The organism is Blastococcus saxobsidens (assembly GCF_010682065.1).
GTDB lineage: Bacteria > Actinomycetota > Actinomycetes > Mycobacteriales > Geodermatophilaceae > Blastococcus > Blastococcus saxobsidens_B.
Map to the genome: position 1 here is coordinate 80,532 of NZ_JAAGWG010000006.1, position 19,561 is coordinate 100,092.

General features: G+C 73.6%; 22 protein-coding genes. 4 read left to right on the top strand and 18 right to left on the bottom strand.

The features are described from left to right. Positions 1–52: 52 nt before the first annotated feature. From GCU60_RS04560 to GCU60_RS04595, 8 genes are all read right to left on the bottom strand, one after another. Entirely contained in the window at positions 53–1,405 is a 1,353-nt protein-coding gene (locus tag GCU60_RS04560) for an AI-2E family transporter (RefSeq protein ID WP_239520434.1), read from the bottom strand. Between the two features lie 65 nt (positions 1,406–1,470). Next, positions 1,471–1,869 carry an ankyrin repeat domain-containing protein gene (locus GCU60_RS04565; protein WP_163202686.1) on the bottom strand — a complete coding sequence of 133 codons (399 nt, stop codon included), beginning with the start codon at positions 1,867–1,869 and terminating at the stop codon, positions 1,471–1,473. Positions 1,870–1,879: 10 nt separating this feature from the next. Beyond that, positions 1,880–2,413, bottom strand: a complete 534-nt coding sequence (locus GCU60_RS04570) for a GNAT family N-acetyltransferase (RefSeq protein WP_345770391.1) — start codon at positions 2,411–2,413, stop codon at positions 1,880–1,882. 4 nt (positions 2,414–2,417) lie between these two features. Then, positions 2,418–3,170, bottom strand: a complete 753-nt coding sequence (locus tag GCU60_RS04575) for a dienelactone hydrolase family protein (RefSeq protein WP_163202688.1) — start codon at positions 3,168–3,170, stop codon at positions 2,418–2,420. 14 nt (positions 3,171–3,184) lie between these two features. Next, positions 3,185–3,730: a hypothetical protein gene (locus GCU60_RS04580; protein ID WP_163202690.1), complete on the bottom strand. Its 546-nt coding sequence runs from the start codon at positions 3,728–3,730 to the stop codon at positions 3,185–3,187. A gap of 71 nt (positions 3,731–3,801) precedes the next feature. After that, positions 3,802–4,326, bottom strand: coding sequence for a hypothetical protein (locus GCU60_RS04585; RefSeq protein WP_163202692.1), 525 nt, complete (start codon positions 4,324–4,326; stop codon positions 3,802–3,804). After that, positions 4,323–4,910: a hypothetical protein gene (locus GCU60_RS04590; protein WP_163202693.1), complete on the bottom strand. Its 588-nt coding sequence runs from the start codon at positions 4,908–4,910 to the stop codon at positions 4,323–4,325. Before GCU60_RS04590 ends, GCU60_RS04585 begins: the two co-directional genes overlap by 4 nt. Positions 4,911–4,948: 38 nt before the next feature. After that, positions 4,949–5,416 (bottom strand): PPOX class F420-dependent oxidoreductase, encoded by a 468-nt coding sequence (locus GCU60_RS04595; protein WP_163202695.1) that lies wholly within the window; start codon positions 5,414–5,416, stop codon positions 4,949–4,951. A 77-nt stretch (positions 5,417–5,493) separates the two neighbouring features. Between GCU60_RS04595 and GCU60_RS04600 the strand changes: the two genes are divergently transcribed. Both GCU60_RS04600 and GCU60_RS04605 read left to right on the top strand, forming a co-directional pair. Further along, positions 5,494–6,792, top strand: coding sequence for an AI-2E family transporter (locus GCU60_RS04600; protein ID WP_204261449.1), 1,299 nt, complete (start codon positions 5,494–5,496; stop codon positions 6,790–6,792). A gap of 115 nt (positions 6,793–6,907) precedes the next feature. After that, complete coding sequence (locus GCU60_RS04605; protein ID WP_163202697.1) at positions 6,908–7,855, top strand: PAC2 family protein; 948 nt, start codon at positions 6,908–6,910, stop codon at positions 7,853–7,855. A 72-nt stretch (positions 7,856–7,927) separates the two neighbouring features. Here GCU60_RS04605 and GCU60_RS04610 read toward each other — a convergent pair whose 3' ends face one another. The 9 genes from GCU60_RS04610 to GCU60_RS04650 all read right to left on the bottom strand — a co-directional run bounded on the left by GCU60_RS04610 (position 7,928) and on the right by GCU60_RS04650 (position 17,162). Then, positions 7,928–9,274, bottom strand: a complete 1,347-nt coding sequence (locus GCU60_RS04610) for an MFS transporter (protein WP_345770392.1) — start codon at positions 9,272–9,274, stop codon at positions 7,928–7,930. A gap of 177 nt (positions 9,275–9,451) precedes the next feature. Next, positions 9,452–11,110, bottom strand: a complete 1,659-nt coding sequence (locus tag GCU60_RS04615) for a catalase (protein ID WP_163202714.1) — start codon at positions 11,108–11,110, stop codon at positions 9,452–9,454. After that, positions 11,107–11,595, bottom strand: a complete 489-nt coding sequence (locus GCU60_RS04620) for a Fur family transcriptional regulator (RefSeq protein WP_163202716.1) — start codon at positions 11,593–11,595, stop codon at positions 11,107–11,109. Before GCU60_RS04620 ends, GCU60_RS04615 begins: the two co-directional genes overlap by 4 nt. 234 nt (positions 11,596–11,829) lie before the next feature. Next, a complete protein-coding gene (locus tag GCU60_RS04625; RefSeq protein WP_163202718.1) occupies positions 11,830–12,192 on the bottom strand; it encodes an HNH endonuclease signature motif containing protein in 363 nt (120 codons plus the stop codon). Further along, the gene (locus tag GCU60_RS04630; RefSeq protein WP_163202720.1) at positions 12,140–13,348 is read right to left on the bottom strand and encodes a DUF222 domain-containing protein; all 1,209 of its coding nucleotides are present in this window, start codon (positions 13,346–13,348) and stop codon (positions 12,140–12,142) included. The genes GCU60_RS04625 and GCU60_RS04630 overlap by 53 nt, the downstream gene beginning before the upstream one ends. A 92-nt stretch (positions 13,349–13,440) precedes the next feature. After that, positions 13,441–14,370, bottom strand: coding sequence for a non-homologous end-joining DNA ligase (gene ligD / locus GCU60_RS04635; RefSeq protein ID WP_163202722.1), 930 nt, complete (start codon positions 14,368–14,370; stop codon positions 13,441–13,443). Between the two features lie 76 nt (positions 14,371–14,446). Further along, positions 14,447–15,421, bottom strand: coding sequence for a non-homologous end-joining DNA ligase (ligD, locus tag GCU60_RS04640; RefSeq protein WP_345770393.1), 975 nt, complete (start codon positions 15,419–15,421; stop codon positions 14,447–14,449). Position 15,422: 1 nt separating this feature from the next. Further along, positions 15,423–16,439: a Ku protein gene (locus GCU60_RS04645; RefSeq protein ID WP_163202724.1), complete on the bottom strand. Its 1,017-nt coding sequence runs from the start codon at positions 16,437–16,439 to the stop codon at positions 15,423–15,425. A gap of 138 nt (positions 16,440–16,577) precedes the next feature. Continuing rightward, positions 16,578–17,162: a DUF1360 domain-containing protein gene (locus GCU60_RS04650; RefSeq protein ID WP_163202726.1), complete on the bottom strand. Its 585-nt coding sequence runs from the start codon at positions 17,160–17,162 to the stop codon at positions 16,578–16,580. Between the two features lie 191 nt (positions 17,163–17,353). Between GCU60_RS04650 and GCU60_RS04655 the strand changes: the two genes are divergently transcribed. Further along, positions 17,354–17,767, top strand: coding sequence for a hypothetical protein (locus tag GCU60_RS04655; protein WP_163202728.1), 414 nt, complete (start codon positions 17,354–17,356; stop codon positions 17,765–17,767). 262 nt (positions 17,768–18,029) lie between these two features. After that, positions 18,030–18,428 (top strand): anti-sigma factor antagonist, encoded by a 399-nt coding sequence (locus GCU60_RS04660; protein WP_163202730.1) that lies wholly within the window; start codon positions 18,030–18,032, stop codon positions 18,426–18,428. Between the two features lie 98 nt (positions 18,429–18,526). On the opposite strand, the gene GCU60_RS04665 is transcribed toward GCU60_RS04660, so the two are convergent. Next, on the bottom strand, positions 18,527–19,534 hold the full coding sequence (locus GCU60_RS04665) for a DNA topoisomerase IB (protein WP_345770394.1): 1,008 nt from the start codon (positions 19,532–19,534) through the stop codon (positions 18,527–18,529). Between the last annotated feature and the right edge of the window lie 27 nt (positions 19,535–19,561).

The window sequence follows — 19,561 nt, forward strand, 5'->3', positions numbered from 1 at the left end:
CGCCTGGTGCTCCGCGGCGGGATCGGTGGTGCCGGCGACGACGCTGCGACGCTCAGCCCTCGCGCGGCTCGTCGGCCGCTTGCGACTGCGCCGAGCGGCGGTGCGGGTGGTGCGGCAGCCGCCGCATGGACGCCAGCGCCGCGCGGCGGGCGTCCATCCGCCGCCGCGCCCGCATCGTGCGCGGCGCCCGGGGTTCCTCGCGGAGGAGGGCGTCGAGCCAGTGCCCGCGCGGGTCGACGTCGACCAGGAGCGCCTTGACCAGCAGGGTCAGCGGGATGGCCAGCAGCGCGCCGAGGGCGCCGAGCACCCAGCTCCAGAACAGCAGCGCGATGAAGGTGACGGTCATCGACAGCCCCACCGAGTCGCCCACGAAGCGCGGCTGGATCAAGGTCTGGACGACGAAGTTCAGCAGGGAGTAGACGACGAGGATCGCGACGAACTCGCCCCAGCCACCGGCGAGCAGCCCGAGCACCGCCGGCGGCGCGACACCGAGCACGAAGCCGATGTTGGGCACGTAGTTGGTGATGAAGGCCAGGAGCCCCCACAGCGGTGCGGCCGGCACCTCGAGCATGGCGAGCGCGATGGTGTCCCCCACCGCGACGATCGCGCCGAACACGGTGCTGACCAGCAGGTAGCTGCGGGTGCCGCGGGTGAACAGCGTCAGGGCGACCGGCAGGTGCGGCCGCTCGGAGGCGACCAGGGCCATCCGCCGGCTGAAGCCGCTGGACTCGATGGCCATGAAGACCAGGGCCGACAGCAGGAGGAGCAGGGTGCTGGCCGCGGAGGTGAGCCGGCTGAGCAGGTCGGTGGCCAGGCCGACCAGCGAGCCGTAGTCGATCTGCTCGACGAGGTCGGAGAGCTGCCCGGAGACGATCCCCCGACTGTTCAGGTCGGCGACGACCTCGTTGATGAGCAGCTGCGCCTGGCCCGCGTAGTCCGGCAGCAGGGCGGCGAACTGGGCCACCGACACCACGAGCAGGCCGACGAAGGCCAGGAGCACTGCCCAGACGAGGAGCAGCAGCACGGTGGTGGCCAGCCAGTGCGGCACACCCACCCGGCGCAGCCAGCTCTGCACGGGGGCCAGGGCGATGACGACCACCAGTGCGAGGAACACCGGAGCGACCAGCCAGGCCACCGCCTGCAGACCGGCGATGGCGATCGACGCCGCCGCGGCGCCACCGATGAGCAGCAACCAGCGCGGGATGGCCGACTGCGGCGGGTCGGTGTCCAGCGCCTGGATCGCGGCGGTCCCGACCGCAGCGTCCTCGGCCTCGGCGGCCTCGGCGGCCGGCGGATCCAGGGGCGGGTCCAGCGGCGGCTCGGGCGCGGCCGGTCCGGGCGCGGCCCGCTCGCGCCGGGCGAGCGCGCGGGGACCTGCGCCCGCCAGGTCACGTGGTGCTGCCATTCCCGCCCCTCCCCCTCCGGTGGCGCCTGCCGTCCCGTGCCGGTCGCCGTGGAGCGACCCCGGTGCTAGGCGGGCCCGTCCAGCAACGCCGCCATCGCGGGCAGGTCGAAGAAGGTGGCCATCTCGCGCGCGCTGGGTCCACCGGCGTCGGGGTCGGCACCGGCGGCGAGCAGCGCCTGCACGGTCTCGGCCGACTGCTTGAACACCGCGGCGGCCAGCGCCGTCTGCCCACGGTCGTTGGCCCGGGCGTGGTCGGCGCCCCGGGCCAGCAATGCGGCCACGGTCTCCGGGTGCCCGTGGTACGCCGCGAGGATCAGCAGCGTGTCGCCCTTGTCGTTGGTGAGGTTGGCGGGCACACCGGCGTCCACGTAGGCCGCCAGCTCGTCGGTGTAGCCCCCGCGGGCCAGGTCGAAGACCCGGCCGGCGAGCTCGATGACGTCGGGGTCGATCTGCTGGCCGCTCACGGGACCCAGCCTAGGAGACCGCCGCCCCGTCGGCCCGGTGCGGCCCGCCCGCCTCCAGCGGCAACTTGTAGCCGGCGTGCGAAGGGGTGAACCCCAGTCCCTCGTAGAAGCGGTGCGCCTCGGGCCGCGAGCGGTCGGTGGTGAGCTGGACCAGGGCGCACCCGCGGCGGCACGACTCCGCGATCGCCCACCGGAGGAGTGCGCCGCCGAGGCCGGCACCCCGCCGGTCGGCGCGGACCCGGACGCCCTCCACCTGGCCCCGCAGCGCGCCGCCCCGCGAGAGCCCGGGCACGAAGGAGAGCTGGAGGGTCGCCACGACGCCGTCGTCACCGGCGGCCACGACGAGCACGTGGGCCGGGTCGGTGTCGATCTGCCCGAAGGCCGCCCGGTACGGCCGCAGGTCGCCGGCCTGCTCCCGCCCGCTCCCCAGCCGGTCGTCGGCCAGCAGGGCCACGAGGGCGGGCAGGTCACCGGAGGTCGCCGCACGCACGGCGACGTCGGTGCCGGGCAGCGGCCCCCAGGCCGGCGCGTAGGGAGCGCTCACCGCGTCAGTCGCGGCCGACGCGGTCGGTCAGGGCGAGGACGTGCTCCCAGGCGTCCCGGCAGGCGTCGGCCCAGTCGGCGTGGGCCCGGTCGAAGAAGGAGTGCGGCGCGCCGTCGTAGACGACCGCGTCGACCTCCGCTCCCGCGGTCCGCATCCGCTCGGCCAGGGCGAGCTGGTCGGCCACCGGGGTGGCGGTGTCGGCACCGGCGATCAGCATCACCGTCGGCAGGCGCGCCCGGTCGGCGGCGTCGCCGACCAGCGACGGGCGCCCGTAGAAGCCCACGCACCCGGCCAGGTCGAGATCGCCACCGGCCTGCCGCCAGGAGATGCTGCCGCCGAGGCAGAACCCCACGGTCACCACCGGCAGGTCGCCGCCCACCCGCTCGCGCAGGTAACCGATCGCCGCGGCGACGTCGGCGTCGATCCCCTCGGCCGTCGCCGCCTGGACGTGCGGCTCCCACGCGAAGTCCGCGTCCCGGACCCCGCTCTCGGCCACCCCGGCGGTGCGGCCGAAGTAGTCGATCGCCACGGTGGGCAGGCCCGCCGTCGCGAACTGGTCGGCCAGGGCGACGTAGAAGGGGTGCAACCCGCGGACGTCCGGCAGGAGCACGACCCCGGTCCGGGCCGGCCCCGCCGGTGCGGCGTACGCCGCGGAGAAGTCGGTGCCGTCGGCAGCGGTCAGCGTGAGCACACCGCGTTCGGCGACGTCCCCGCTGCGCGGCGGGGCGGGCGGGCGGCTGTCGTGGTCGTGGCACATGGGGCGGCGCCGGCTCAGGTGTCGGCGGCGTCGCCGGCGGCCTCGGCGTCGCCGCCGAAGACCGACGCCGCGACGTCCCGCCGGGCGTCGGACAGCCAGTGGTGCTGCCGGTCGGCCTGGTCGATCAGCCGCTCGAAGAGGGCCGCGTCGATGCGGGGGTCGGCCGCGCCCAGCGCGCGCAGCGTCTCGAACCCGGCGCGCTTGGCCAGCACGGCGGTGGCGATGAACTCGAACTCCACCAGGTCGCTCAGCGGCGACCGCGAGACGAGCCGGCCGTTCAGCTTGGCCCGGCTGAGCTTCTCCGCGACCCAGCTGGCGACGAGCTTGTACTGCCGCACCGGCAGGTCGAGGTCGTCGATCGTCCTGCGGACCGCTGACCGCTCCTCGCGCAGCTCGTCGAGCAACTGCTCCAGCGGGGCCTCGTACCGGTTGCCGCGGTGCCGGCCCAGCATCCGGCTGACCAGCTCGATGCCGCCGGCGGCCGCCGCGAGGTGGTCGTTGCAGTAGATGGCGAGCAGGTCGGGGTTGCGGGGAGCACCAGTGGCGGGCGACTCGGGCACGAGGCCTCCAGGTAGGACGACGGGGTCGCCGCCATTGTCTCCGCCGGGTGATCACCCCGCTCGACGTGGCCTCAGCCGCGGAGCAGCACCGCCACTCCTGCGCACGACGCCGCCCAGAGCCCGCTGGCCAGGGTGCCGACGATGAACCGCTCGGCCGCGGCCGGGGCCCGGAGCTCGGAGAACCGGCCGAGGCCCTTGACGGCGAGGATGACTGCCAGCCCCTCCGGCCAGCCGGCCAGCAGCGTGCCGGCGATCGCGGCGCGTTCGAGCACGCCGATCCAGGCTCCGCCACGCAGGATGTCGGGGTCCTGCGGGCCGCCGGACACCCCGGCCGCCGCGGGGTCCGCCGCGTGCAGCACCGCCGTCGCCACCGGGCTGCCGCCGGTGACGGCGGCCAGCACGGCGAGCACGACGCCCGCCTGCAGCGCCGCTCCCGCGGCGCCGTCCTCCGCCCAGGCGAAGGCGGCGGCGACGGCCAGCGCGCCGACCAGCGCCACGGCGCCGCCGGTGACGATCGGTCGCCGCTCCCCCCGGACGGTCAGGACCGACCCGGCCAGCGCGGCCACGGCCAGCAGGACGAGCGCGGCGACGGTCATCCCGCCGCCCGCGCCAGCAGCCGGGCCGCGGTGGGGCGCAGCTCGCGCTCCAGCTCCCAGGAGGCGGCGGCGAGCCGCTGGCCCACCGCCTGCCGGGTGATCCCCAGCTCGGCGGCGGCCTCGGCCTGGGTGCGTCCGGCGTCGATCAACCCGATCGCCTCCCAGGCCTGCTCGCTGCGCCGGCCGAGGAGCACGGCGAGGGCGCTGAGCACCGCCTGGGCGTCGGCCGCGTCCGGTGGCACGCTGCCGCGGACGGCCAGGCGCACCGGTCGCTGCTTCGCGGCATCGACCGCGCGGCGGGCGCAGAGGAAGGCCGGCCCCGTCGCCGCCCGGGTGCTGGATGGCAGCGGGTGCTGGACGGGGCCGGCGCCGATGCCGATGCTCCAGCCACCGAGGCGGACCAGCCGCAGGGCGACGTCGACCACGGCCTCCGGCTCACCGAGCACTCCCTGGAACTCGTCGCCGGCGGTGCGCTCGAAGGTTAGGAGCGGGTGCACCCCGGTGCCCAGTTCGGCGAGGGCCTCGCCGACCCGGTCCGGACCACGGCGACTGGCTCGCTGGTCCACGGTGAGTACGTACGGCATTCGACAAGCCTGACAGCTTTCCCTGCCCAGAGCAAGGCTCAGAGCTTGTCGACAACCGGGGCCGGGAACCCGCCGGTGGCGATCGGCCCCCAGCCGGTGACGGTGATCCGCAGCAGCGACTTGCCCTGCCGCGTCATCGCCGCCCGGTACTCGTCCCAGTCAGGGTGCTCCCCGCTGATCGACCGGTAGTACTCCACCAGGGGCTCCAGCGCCTCGGGCAGATCGAGCACCTCCGCCTCCCCGTCGACCTGGACCCACGGCCCGTCCCAGTCGTCGGAGAGCACGCACAGCGATACGGCCGGGGACCGCCGGGCGTTGGCGACCTTCGCCCGCTGCGGATAGGTGGAGACGACGATGCGCCCCTCGGCGTCCACCCCGCAGGTGACCGGCGACAGCTGCGGCGCGCCGCTCCCCCGGCGGGTGACGAGCACGGCGCGGTGCCGTGGGCGGAGGAACCCCAGGAGTGCGTCGCGGTCGACCCGGTCGGCGGTGGCGATCTTCGGCATGACCCGAACGCTACGACTCGGGTGTGATGATCGTTTCCCAGCCGGTCCGCGACCGGCAACTGTGCTGTGATCGGTGCATGAGGATCCGCCTGCCCGGCCGCACCGACCCGCCGCCGGACGAGGGCACCCGCGACGTCGAGCCCGACCAGCCCACGCCGGAGGCCGGCGTCGTCCCGGCCACGCACGCGCCCGCCCCCACCAACGAGCGCGGGGTGCGTCTCAAGCGGGCCAGCCGCTCGCTGGCCGTCGCGTCGGCCGAGCTGCTGCTCATCGTCGGCGGGCTGATCATCGTCGGGTACGTCCTGGGCAAGCTCTGGATCATCCTGCTCCCGGTCGTCCTCGGGCTGCTGTTCACGACCGTCCTGTGGCCGCCCACGCGCTTCCTCCGCAACCACGGCTGGCCGGCCGCGCTCGCCGCGCTCACCGTCCTCATCACGTTCCTGGCGGCCTTCGGCGGCATCATCGCGCTGATCGCGCCGCCGGTCGTCCGGCAGGTCGAGGAACTCGCCGACGGCGTCAGCATCGGCCTCCAGCAGCTGCAGGACTGGCTGACCGGCCCGCCGTTCAACCTGGGTCAGGAGCAGATCGGCAGCGCCGTCGACCAGGCCATCGACTCCATCCAGGGGAACGCGCAGAACATCGCGCAGTACGCCGTCACCGGCGCCACGGCCATCGGTGGCCTGCTGATCAACCTGGTCCTCGCCCTGGTGCTGACCTTCTTCTTCCTCAAGGACGGCCCGCGCTGGGTGCCGTGGCTGGCCGCGCAGACCGGCCCAGCGGCCGCGCCGCACGTGGCGGCGCTGTCCTACAAGACGTGGTCGACGCTCTCGGAGTTCATCCGGCAGCAGGCCATCGTCGGCTTCGTCGACGCGTTCTTCATCGGCCTCGGGCTGTGGATCCTCGGGGTCCCACTGGTGCTGCCGCTGGCCGTGCTCACCTTCTTCGGTGCGTTCATCCCGATCATCGGCGCCTTCGTGGCCGGTGGTTTCGCGGTGCTGATCGCCCTGGTCGACAGCGGCTTCACGACGGCGCTGATCGTGCTGGGCATCGTGCTGGTCGTCCAGCAGATCGAGGGCAACGTCCTGCAGCCGATCCTGCAGGGCCGCGGGCTGAACCTGCACGCCGCCGTGGTCATCCTCGCGGTCACCGCCGGCAGCAGCCTCGCGGGCATCATCGGGGCCTTCCTCGCCGTGCCGGTGACCGCGCTCATCGCCGTCTCCTACCGGTATGCCCGCGACCAGCTCGACGGGAAGTCGCCGGAGATCCTCCCCGACGGCACGCGCGCGCAGATCTCCGCCGACGAGACCGGCGCCCACCTGGTCCGGGAGCCGGCCACCACGCCGGAGGGTGACGGGGAGGAAGCGGCGGCGCGCTGACCCACCCCGCCGGGAGGACGCCGGTGGTCGGTGGGAATGCGGCCGGGCTCGCCACGGCTGTACGGCAGGCGCGTGCGCGTGTCGCGTCCGCCGAACACCGACAGGAGGTCCCAGCGTGCCGCAGCGACCGGAGGAACTGGTCGAGCTGCTCCCCGCGGCGGATCCGTTCCTCGCCCGGGAATCAGCCGTCACCGACCCGTCGGAGCGCCGCGGGCTGGTGCTCGTGCACGACCTCGGCGGCGACTTCGACGCCGCGTCGGCGGGCAGCCTGGCCGGCGCCCACCTGCTCGACGCGCTGCCGTCGGAGGTGATCGCCCGCTTCGACTCCGACAGCCTGGTCGACTACCGGGCACGGCGCCCCCGCATGACGTTCAACAGCGACCACTACGAGGCCTTCGCCACCCCGGAGCTCCAGCTCCACGCCCTCGAGGACGACGCCGGCGAGACCTTCCTCCTGCTGCACGGGACCGAACCCGACTACGCCTGGGAGCGGTTCGTGGCCGCCGTCGCGCAGCTGGTCGAGCGGCTCGGCGTCACCTCCGTCGTGGCCCTGCAGGCGATCCCCATGCCGGTGCCGCACACCCGCCCGGTCACCGTCACCGCGCACGCGACCCGCCGCCAGCTGATCGAGCCCTATCCCGTGTACTGGGGCGAGATGCGCATCCCCGGCAGCGTCTCCGCGCTGCTCGAGCTGCGCCTGGGCGAGGCCGGCGTCGATGCGCTGGGCGTGGCCGCGCACGTGCCGCACTACCTGGCGCAGGCCACCTACCCGGCCGCCTCGCTGACGCTGATCGAGCACCTGGAGCGGCTGACCGGCCTGCGGCTGCCCGGCGAGGCGCTGCGCGAGGCCGCCGAGGCCAACCGCACGGAGATCGACGAGCAGATCGCCCGGTCCGCCGACAACACCGCCGTCGTCGCGGCGCTCGAGCAGCAGTACGACTCGTTCACCGCCGCGCGCGAGGGCAGCGACCTGCTGGGTTCGGGCGGCGAGGTGCCCAGCGCCGACGAGATCGGCGCGGAGTTCGAGCGCTTCCTGGCCGACCAGGACCGCAAGCGCGACTGAGCACATCGCGGTCCTCCGGACCGCACCGCGGCCACGTGCCGTCCCCCGCTGGGCGGAGCCGATGCGTCGTCCCTACGCGGACCCTCCGGGCCCACTCGGGACGACCGGACGAACGGCCAGCGGTCCGGAGGACCGCGAAGTAACGGTCACCGCCAGGGCGGCGGCGCCGAGCAGGCCGACGACGGCGAACATGTAGAAGCCCCACGGGAAGGCGATCCCGGCGCCGACCAGCAGCCCGGCGAGGATCGGGCCGACGATCGCGCCGATGCGGCCGGCTCCGGCCGACCAGCCGAGCGCCGTCGCCCGCACCTGCGGAGGGTGGTTGGCGCTGACCAGTGCGTACACCAGCACCTGCGCGCTGAACACGAAGCAGCCGGTCAGGAACACCATCACGTAGATGCCCGCGAGGGGCAGTTTGATCGACAGCAGCGCCAGCAGCAGCGCGGCGGCGGCGAACCAGGCCACCCCGGCCCTGCGAGCGCCGATCCGGTCCGCGACGCCACCGGCGACGAGCAGCCCCGCGACGGCCCCGACGTTGAGGACGGTCAGGAAGGTGAGCTGGGCGCCGAGGTCGTAGCCGGCCTCCCGCATGATCCCCGGCAGCCAGTTGTTCAGGCCGTAGACCAGCAGCAGGCCCATGAACGAGGTGACGCCGATGGCCACGGTGGTGCGCAGGTACCCGCTGCTGAACAGCGCCCGCAGGGTGGCGGTCGCCCCGCCCGTGCCGGCCTGCGCGTCGACGGGCGCGGCCGGCTGCTCCAGCTCCAGCCCGTAGCGACGGGCGACGTCCTCGGCCTCCGCGCGACGGCCGTGGGTGGCCAGGTAGGCGGCCGACTCGGGCAGGTGCCGGAGCATGAGCGGCACCAGGACGAGGGCCGGCAGGGCGCCGATGACGTACATCCAGCGCCAGCCGATCGACCCGACCACGACGATGCCGAGCGCCGAGGTGGCCACCGCGCCCACGTGGTAGCCGGTCATCATCGTCGTCGTCGCGCGCCCGCCGCGGGCACCGCGGCTGAACTCGTTGACCATGGCGATCGCCGTGGGGAGGGCGCCACCGAGCCCGAGGCCGGCCAGGAAGCGCAGCAGGCCGAAGACGAAGGGGTTCGGCGCCAGCGCGCACAGCGCCGTGAGCGCGGAGAACGCGATGACGGCACCGATCAGCGCCTTGCGGCGGCCCACCAGGTCGGTGAGCGTGCCGATGCTCAACGCGCCGACCATCATGCCGACCAGGCCGATGGTGATCAGCGCACTCGCCCCGCCGGCGTCCAGGTCCCAGTCCGCCGACAGGCCGCTGAGCGTGGTGGGCACGACGACGAGGTCGAAGCCGTCGAGCAGGACGGCGAACCAGCAGAGCGCGGCGACCCAGCCTGCGGCGCGGGCACTGGTGCCACCGGCGGTGGTGGAGGTGGAGCTCACGTCGTTCCCCTGCGGTTCAGCGATGGTTGCCCCGAAACGGTAGGGCCCCGCCGCCGTGCCGGCCCGCTCGGGCATCCGCTGGGTGGAACGACAGCGGGCCGCGACCGGGAGATCCCGGTCGCGGCCCGCCGCACGGTGCAGGTGCCGGCGGTCAGCCGGCGAGGTGTCCCCTGGAGGTCAGGCGACGACGACGTGCTCGTTCGGCACGCAGTGGGTCATGACCAGACCCGTGACGTCGCGCGGACCGTTCTTGCCGAGGTTGGCCGCGCGGGCCAGCTCCTCCTCGGACAGCGTCTGGCTCTGCAGCGGCTCGAGGCCACGCACGTCGTCGGCGGAGATGCCGAGCGCGTCGCCGACCCGCTGACCCCACTCGTCGTCGCACATGAAGAAGTGCCAGACCATCCGCTCCTGGATCTCGCGGCGGCACTGCTGCAGCGCCCCGACCAGGTTGGTCACCAGGTCGTCCTTCTCCCACTGGTCGGACAGCTGGTAGCGCTCGCCGGCCTGCTTGTAGTCGTTGGTGCGCGGGATCCGCTTGCGGGTGAGCCGGCCGGTGACGACCGGGCCCTGCTCGTCGTGCGTGGGGTAGGTCGCCTCACGCAGGCCACCGGTGATCGACGGCTCGTAGTTGACGTGCGGGTTGTCCCCGACGACGTCGCGGCCGTAGGACATCTGGCCGCCCTGCTGGTTGGTCCGGACGTCCACCTTGGGGCGGTTGACCGGCAGCTGCAGGTAGTTCGGGCCGACGCGGTAGCGCTGGGTGTCGGAGTAGGAGAACGTGCGCCCGACCAGCATCTTGTCGTCGGAGAAGTCCAGACCGTCCACCAGCACGCCGGTGCCGAAGGCGATCTGCTCGTTCTCGGAGAAGAAGTCCTCGGGCATCCGGTTCAGGGTCATCGTGCCGACCTTGCGGAGCGGGAAGACCTCCTCCGGCCACACCTTGGTGTCGTCCAGCGGGTCGAAGTCGAGCTCGGGGTGCTCGTCGTCGCTCATGATCTGCACGTGCAGGTCCCACGACGGGAAGTCGCCGTTGGCGATCGAGTCGTACAGGTCCTTGGTGTGGGCCCCGGTGGTCTGCCCCTGGATCACCGCGCCGTCGGCTGCGGTGTAGGACTTCACGCCCTGCTTGGGCAGCCAGTGGTACTTCACCAGGACGGTCTCGCCCTGGGCGTTGACCCACTTGTAGGTGTTCACGCCGAAGCCCTGCATGTGCCGGTAGGAGGCCGGCAGGCCACGGGGGCTGAAGACCAGCGAGACCATGTGCATGGCCTCGGGGGTCTGGCTGAAGAAGTCGAAGGCACGCTCGGCGACGTTGGCCTCGAAGGTGACCGGGTCCGGCTTCTGCGAGTGGATGAAGTCGGGGAACTTGATCGCGTCGCGGATGAAGAAGACACCGAGGTTGTTGCCGACGAGGTCCCAGTTGCCGTCCTCGGTGTAGAACTTCACCGCGAAGCCACGGGGGTCGCGGGCCATCTCCGAGGAGTCGCGGCCACCGGCCACGGTGGAGAACCGCAGCGCGACGTCGGTGCGCTTGCCCTTCTCCTGGAACAGCTTGGCGCGGGTGTACTTCGAGACCGGCTCGTCACCGACGGTGCCGTCGGCCTCGAAGTAGCCGTAGGCGGTCACGCCGCGGGCGTGCACCACGCGCTCCGGGATGCGCTCCCGGTCGAAGTGGCTGATCTTCTCGAGGAACTGGTAGTTCTCCAGCGTGGCGGGGCCACGGGCGCCCACGGTGCGCTGGTTCTGGTTGTCGTAGACCGGGTGGCCCTGACGGTTGGTCAGGACCGGCTTGCCGGCCTGGCTGGGCGCGGTGCCCTGCGATGCGACGTCGGTCATGCTCCTGCTCCTCCTCGGTTGTGGTGCTGTCCAACCTGCGCTGGTGCTGCGGCGCCGGCGACCCGGCGGTCACCGGCCCGGCAGTTCGAGCAGAGCCCCCAGAACACGACCTCGGCCTCGTCGACGACGAAGCCGGCCGTGTCCGACGGGCTCAGACATGGGGCCGCCCCGACGGCGCAGTCGACATCCGCGACCGCGCCGCAGGAACGGCAGACCAGGTGGTGGTGGTTGTCGCCCACCCGCAGCTCGAAGAGCGCGGGCGCCCCGGCGGGCTCGATGCGGCGGGCGATGCCCGCCGCGACGAAGGCCTTGAGGACCCCGTAGACCGCCTGCGGCGAGAGCGAGGGGTGCTGCTCCCGCGCGCCGGTGACGATGGCGTCGGCGTCGGCGTGGGGGTGGTCCGCCAGCACGCTCAGCACCGACAGCCGGGGCCGCGTCACGCGCAGCCCGGCCTCCCGCAGCTGGTGTGCCCAGGTGGTCTCCATCGGTGATCATCCAACGCTGCTTTCTTGACTGAGTCAAGAAAGCGACACGCGCGCGTGCTGCGGGTCACCTCTGCGGACCCGTGCGCTGACGCCCCGCACCCACGCCCGCCGGAGGCCTCAGACGGCGGGTAGTGCCGGGCGCCAGCGACGTCGAACGGCCGCCGCCGGTCTCGACGCGCTCCGGCGGCCAGCCGGGTGCGCTTCCCCGTCCCTGGCGGCAGCCCGTTCTTCCCGTCAGAAGGGTGGTGGGGAGTCGTCCGGTGGTGGTCTCGGGGGCGCCGACAGCGCCGGCTGGTCGTGCGGGTCACGCAGGCCTGGCGGCCGGGTGCTGCGGGTGATCCCGGACGGGGTGGTCACGGTGAGCGTCCCGTCGGAGGCGAGGACGAAGCGCCAGCCACGGGCGAAGGTCTTGAGCCGATGATGGGTGCGGCACAGGCAGCACAGGTTGTCGCAGCCGGTGCGCCCGCCGCAGTCGTAGGGAACGACGTGGGCCAGATCGGTCCGCCCGGCCCGCTGGGAGCAGCCGGGGTGGCGGCAGGTGCGGTCAGGCAGCCGGATGAACCGGTCCTGTGCGGCTGTCCGGTCGTAGCCGGCCACCTCGGGGGGGCATCGCGAGCACCGGGCAGGAGCAGTCGGACTGCGCGCCGTGGTCGGGGCAGTCACGGGCGACCAGGCGGGCCAGCTCGGCCGGGGTGGCGGTGGCCAGCAGCGCCCCCCTCTCGTCGGTGACCGCCACCGCCATGCTGCCCCCGGGCGGGGCCTGCAGCCCCAGCGCGCCGATCTGGGTCAGGAGCTCGCGCAGGTGACCTGCGGTGATCGGATGCCCGTCCACCGTCGGCCCGGACTCCGGTTCCGACATTCCCCCAGTGGCACCTGCGCCGGCGCCTGGGCTCCGCAGTGCCGGGAGCGGCGCCAGCACGGTGACGTGTCCGGTGAACCCCGCACCAGCCGCGCCACGGGGGTCGAGCACCAGAGCGGCGTGCGCCTCGGCGCGCAGCACCCCGATCGGCCGGTCGTCCCCGGCGGTACGGGCCAGCTGCGCGGCGTGGTCGACCACCGACCACATCGCCGCCGCCACCGCCACCGCCAGCTCGCTCACCAACGCCGACATGCCATCGGCGGTCGGATACGTGCGCACTCCCGCCCGGCGCTGCGCCTCCCGTCGGCGCCGCTCCGAGAACTCCTCGTCCGCCGCGATCGCCGCCGCCACCAACCGCTTCCGCAACCGCCCCGACGACAACCCCGGCGCCACCGGCAGCACCTGAGCCACCACCGCCGCGGCCACCTCGTCGGAGGCGGCCTCCAGCACGTCGGCGAACACCCGCGCCCGGAACCAGTCCAACCGGCCCTCGCCGCTGGCCTGCCACACCGCCGGCATCCGCTCGACCAGCTGATGGGCATCGGCCAGCACACCGGAGGCGAACGACCGCGAACAGTTCAGCAGCTCCGCCAGCTCGTCGGGCAGGAATTCCGACGTTCCCGGCACCGGCGACCCATCCCCGCGACGCCGTGCACCCGGATGACCCGGCGACGGATCATCGACATCGGGCCGCTGCGCCGCCAGGGCCATCACCAGCTCTGCCTCGTAGGCGGCATCCATCGCCCGCCGGGCCTGCACCCGCTCCAGCTCCGCGGCGATCTCCCCGTCGCTCAGCACCCCCACCGGCAACCGGATCACCGACGGCCTGCGCCCCTGCAGCCAGCTCACCAGCGCCCCCTCCCCCGGGGAACGCTCGGCCACCGCTGCTGACATGACCCGAACATACGTTCGAGGTGCGACGATTCCCGGCCAGGGATGCGCCCCTACCGACGCCGAGGACCCTGGGCTTCCCGCAGGGTCGGACGTCAGACCTCCGGCAGCGGGGCGCGCCGGGCACCCGCGACGTCGAACAGGTCGCCGTACTCCTCGACGCGGGCGAGCACGTCCTCGGTGGTGAAGCGCAGCGCGGCGGGATCCAGCGAACCCTCCCGCACGGCGTCGACCTCGTCCCAGCCGATCGGCGTGGAGACGGTCGCCCCCGCTCGCGCGCGCAGCGAGTACGGCGCCACCGTCGTCTTGGCCGGGTTGTTCTGGCTCCAGTCGATGAGCACCTTGCCGGGGCGCAGCACCTTCTCCATCCGCCAGACGACGTCGTCGGGGGTCTCGGCCGAGAGCTCCTGGGCCAGCTTCTTGGCGTACCGGCTCGGGTGGTCCCGGTCGGCGGCCTCGATCGGCGCGTAGACCTGCATGCCCTTGGACCCCGAGGTCTTGACCACCGGGTCCAGCCCGTCGGCCTCCAGCCGCTGCCCCAGCCGCTCGGCCACTGCACAGCACTCGGCGATGCCGGTCTCCGGACCCGGGTCGAGGTCGAGCACGAGCAGGTCGGGCAGCCCGGCCTCGCCGTCGGCGTCGACCCGCCACTGCGGGACGTGCACCTCCAGAGCGGCCAGGTTCGCCGCCCAGGCCAGGTCGGCGACGTGCTCCAGCAGCACCATGTCGAGGGTCTCGCGCCCGCGTGAGCTGCCGGGACTCGGGACGGTCACCCGACGCACCCACTGGGGGGCGTGCCGCGCGTTGTTCTTCTCGAAGAAGGTCTGGCCCTCCACGCCGTCGGGCCAGCGCGTGAAGGTGACCGGGCGGCCGGCGACGTGCGGCAGCAGCACCGGCGCGATGCGCACGTAGTAGTCGATGACCTGGGCCTTGGTGAACCCCACCTCGGGGAAGAGCACCTTGTCCAGGTTCGAGACCGCCAGCTGGCGGCCCGCGATCTCCACCCGCTGCCTGGCCGGGCTCATGGTTCGCTCCCTCGGAGCGCTCCGCTCCTCGCTCGTTCCTCGCTGCGATGCTCACTCGCCTGTCCGCTCACGGTGCTCACGGCTCGATCACCACGTCGTCGGGCTCCAGGTCGTCCCGCACGCCCCGCCACGCCGGGTGCCGCAGCCGGTTCTCCGCCGTCCACACGGCGTAGGCCACCTCGCCGACCAGGTCCGGCTCCACCCACTGCGCATCGCGGGTCACCTCGCGGGGCAGCGCGCCGTGGAACGGCGCGTCCCGTCGCGGGGTGAGCACCCGCTGCAGATCCCGCAGGTGCTGGTCGCTGAAGCCGGTACCGACGTGCCCCACGTAGACGAGCCGGCCCTCGTCGTCGGGCACGCCGACCAGGAGCGACCCGATCCCGCCGTCGCGCCGTCCCTGCCCCGGCCGCCAGCCACCCACGACGACGGCCTGGGTGCGGATGTTCTTGATCTTGCGCCAGTCGGGGCTGCGCACGCCCGGCCGGTACGGGGACTCCAGCCGCTTGGCGACGACTCCCTCGAGACCGTTCTCCTCGCTGGCGGCCAGCACCTCTGCCCCGCCTCCGGGGAACCACGGCGTCGCCACCCAGCGGTTCCCGGCCAGGCCCAGGGCTGTCAGCCGTTCGCGCCGCTCCGCGTAGGGGCGGGCGCGCAGGTCCTCGCCGTCCCAGGCCAGCAGGTCGAAGACCAGGTAGCTCACCGGCCGCGCCGCGGCCAGCCGGGGCACCTCCGGCCCGGTGCGGTGCATCCGGTTCTGCAGGGCGCCGAAGTCCGGTCGGCCGGCGGCGTCCATGAGCACGATCTCGCCGTCGACGACTGCGTCGTGCCCGGCCAGGACCGTGGGCAGCCGGCCGACCTCGGGGTACCGGACGGTGATGCCGGTGCCCTTGCGGGAGGTCAGTGTCAGCTCGCCCCCGCGCACGCCGGCGAGCGCGCGCACCCCGTCCCACTTGAACTCGTACCCCCAGCCGGCGTCCTCGCCGGCCTCGGGCAGCGCCCCGGGGGTGGCCAGCATCGGCAGCGGGAGGTCGGACGGCTCGAGAGCCGCCACCTCAGGCGCTGCGGCGGGCGCGCTTGGCCGGCGGCTTGTCGGCGCCCGCCGTCTTCTTCGCCGCCGTCGTCTTCTTCTCGGCGGCGGGGGCCTTCGCGGGGGCCTTCTTGGCCGGCGCCTTCTCCGCCGGGGCGGCCTTCTTCGCCGCCGCGCGCTTGGCCGGCGCCTTCTTGGCGGGTGCGGCCTCCGCCCCTGCGTCGGTCTTCGCGCCGGCCTCCGCCTCGTCGGCCGTGTCGCCGCCGGCGCTCCCCCGGGCCCGCTCCACGCTGCGCCGCAGGGCGCTCATCAGGTCGACCACGGCGGCGCCGTCGTCGGGGGCCTCGGGCACCTGCTGGACCTCGCCGCCGCTCTGCTTGGCCTCCAGCAGCGCGGTCATCGCCTCGCGGTAGTCGTCGGTGAACTGCGTGGCGTCGAACTCCGCGGTCATCGAGCCGATCAGCGCCTCGGCCATCTTCAGCTCCTGGGGGCGGACCGAGATGTCCTCGTCCAGGAACGCGAAGTCCGGACGCCGGATCTCGTCCGGCCAGCGCATGGTGTGCAGGACCAGCACCCCGTCGCGCACCCGCAGCGCGGCCAGGGACTCCCGCTGCCGGATCGCGATCTTGGTGATCGCGACCTGACCGGCGTTCTCCAGGGCGTCGCGGAGCAGGACGTAGGGGCGGGCGGCCGGGCCGTCGGGCTCGAGGTAGTAGGTCTTCTCGAACATGATCGGGTCGATCTGGTCCTGGTCGACGAACTCCAGCACCTCGATCTCGCGGCGGGTGGTCAGCGGGAGCTCGTCGAAGTCCTCGTCGGTGAGGATCACGACCTCGCCGCTGGGCAGCTCGTAGCCCTTGGCGATGTCGGAGTACTCGACCTCCTCGCCGTCGATCGAGCAGACCCGCTTGTACTTCACCCGGCCGCCGTCGGTGGCGTGCACCTGGTGGAAGCGGATGTCCTTGTCCTCGGTCGCGGAGTAGAGCTTCACGCCGATGCTGACCAGGCCGAACGACACGGCGCCGCGCCAGATCGATCGCATGACGCTCCTCCCTCGCGCCCGGCCACCGGGCGCTCCCGGACCCGTTCCCGGGTCAAGATCGCAGAATAGGTCCGGAGGCCTACCCGCGGCAGCCGGAACGACGCGCCCCGTCCCCCCTACGGAGGACGGCACCCGCGCTCAGGTCTGGACGCCCGCCTCGTCCTCGGCGGGCTCCGCCGGGGCCAGCGCGCCGTTCTGGATCGCGTCGTAGACGAACTGCAGGACGTCGGAGCCGGCCACCGTGGTCATGGTGAGCGCTGCCAGGCGGGTGGCCCGGGGCGCGGTCACGTAGCCGAACACGAAGGCGGTGCCCACCCACTGGGCCAGGCAGAACGGGCAGGTGAGCAGCTCGCCGACGGCGTGCTTGACCCCGCCGTGCTCGCGGACCTCCTCGGCGACCTCGGCGTGCCCGGACGGGCCCTCGAACTTCACGAACGGTGCCCGCACCGGAGCGGTCACCGGGTCCTTGGCGATCCGTCGGGCCAGCCGGAAGGTCGCGACGGTCAGCAGCGCGGCGTCCCCGAACGGGATCCGCTCCGGCAACTGCGTCCCCGAGGCCCGCACGGCGGCGGCACCACCCGCCACGAGGCTCATGTACACGCCCATCGCGCCCAGGTCGGCCCCCAGCGGACGGGCCTCCCCCTGGGTGTACTCGCGCTTCTGGGTCCGTGCCCAGCGGCGGATGGGAGCCCCGACCCGCTGCACCTCGTCTGCGATCGCCATGGCCCCCCGCTACCCCGCGCGCGCCGACCCATGCCGACCCCGCGCCGGAGTGCCGCGACCCACACCGGCGCATGCCCGCCGGGCACCCGGGTAGGGCCGAGGTCCGACGCCGGTCCACCGACCGGCTCCGGCGTCCACCCCGACGCCACTGCACGCACCGCGCGCACGCCGCGCAGAGACGGAGGCACCGCATGACGCAGCCCGAGGGCCAGACCGCGCGCGACGTCTTCCCCGAGGACGGGGGCATCCCCGAGACCGCACAGGACGACTCGCCCACCATGGAGCGCGCCGAGGACCCGCAGTTCGAGGCGCTGCCCGGCGAGCGGCCGGGCGCCAGCACCGACTTCGGCACCACCGCCTTCGAGCAGTCCGAGGGCGAGTCGCTGGCCGGGCGCCTCGACCGCGAGCTGCCCGACGACGCACCGGACGTGCGCCCCGCGGAGGACCCGCAGCGGGCCGACGCCCAGCTGGAGCAGGACACCTCGACGACGCCGTTCAGCGACTCGGGCACCAACCGCACGGCCGACGACGTCGAGGCCACGGCCGACCTGCCGGTGGGCGGCGATGGGCCGGAGGAGAGCGCGGTCCACGTCATCGACGGCTGACCGCCGATCCCGGGCACGGCGACCCGCTCCCCCACCACACCCCGCGAGGGTGGGTCCGCGGGGGGCGGGTTGGCGCGCGCGCGGGAGGTTGTCTACGTTGGGTCAGCGGTTCAGCAGGTAGCCGCACCGTGCCGGACCGGATGGTCCGGCGCGTGACACGTTCGACCACCCGTGCACCGGGGAGCCCGACCCCCCGGCGCGCACAGCGGTAGATTGTCCGGGCGGCCCGCCGTCCGGGTGCCGCCGAGAGGAGCCACTGTCCGTGACCACTTCCGACTTGCCCGCCGAGGGGCAGCCCGACGTGTCGACCGAGAACACGGAGGCACCCTTCGACGACGTGATCACGCTGTCGACCTCCACCGGTGAGGACGGCACGGTCACGGTCACGGTCGTCGGCGAGGTGGACACCTTCACCGCGCCGGTGCTCCGTTCGACGCTGGACAGCCAGCTCGAGCAGCAGCCCCGCGAACTCGTGATCGACCTGTCCGGCGTCCAGTTCCTGGGTTCGGCCGGTCTCGCCGTGCTGGTGGAGACGCAGAAGTCCGCCCGCAGCCGCGAGGTGGCGCTGCGTCTGATCGCCACGACCCGCGCCGTGACCCGCCCGCTCGAGGTCACCGGGCTGATCGACCTCTTCACGATCGCCGACAGCCCCGCACGCTGAAGGAGGACCTCGTCCCTCGCACCTCCGCACGCGCGGGGGTGAGAGGGACGAGGCCGACGACGAAGGCCCCGCCGGTCATCCGGCGGGGCCTTCGTCGTTCAGGCCGACAGGAGCTGGCAGACGGCTGACTCCAGCACCTTCTGGGTGTCCCGGTCGGCGTCCGCCTCCTCGGCGGTCCGCAGGGCGTGCGCGACCGTCTCCCCGTGCTCGAACCGGTCCACCACCCGGGGATCGACGTAGCTGGCCTTGCACACCGCCGGGGTGTTCCCGAGCTGCTCGCTCACCTGCTTGTAGGCGGCGCTGACGACCTTCTTGCGCGCGGTCCTCGACGCCGGCGGGGGCGACTCCGCCAGCGCGGCGGCCATGAGCACCGTGGCGGTCCAGGTTCGGAAGTCCTTGGCCGAGATCTCCGCCCCGCTGATCTCCTTGAGGTAGGCGTTGATCTCGGTGCTGGTCACGTCACGCCACTCGCCGTCGTCGGTCTGGTAGGCGAGCAGGTCATCCCCGGCGTCGGCGGGGCGCTCCAGCAGCTGCCGGACGACGGTGGCCGTGGGCCGGTCGGTGATCTCCACCTCCCGCTCGATGCCGCCCTTGGCCGTGTAGGAGTAGAACGTCCGCTCCCCGCGCACCGACACGTGCGCACGCTTGAGCGTCGCCAGGCCGAAGGTGCCGTTCTCCTCCTCGTACTGCTCGCTGCCGACGCGGAACGCGCCGAGGTCGAGCAGCCGGATGGCCGTGGCCAGGACCCGGTCCCGGTTGAGCCCACGGGTCCGCAGACCGGCCTTCACCGCGTCGCGCACGTCGGGCAGCTGCCGGGCGATCTCGAGCACCCGCTCGTGCTTCTCCGCGTCCCGCCGGGCCCGCCACTGGTCGTGGTAGCGGTACTGCCGGCGTCCGGCGGCGTCCAGTCCGGTGGCCTGGATGTGGCCGTTCGGCCACGGGCAGATCCAGACGTCCTTCCAGGCCGGGGGGATCGCCAGGGCCCGGATCCGGTCGAGCCGCTCGTCCCTGACGAGCGACCCGTCGGTGTCGTAGTACGCGAAGCCGCGCCCGGCCCGCCGCCGCCCGTAGCCGGGGCCGTGCACGTCGCTCCGCCGTAGTCTCACCGCCGTTGGATGGGCACCCGGGACGCT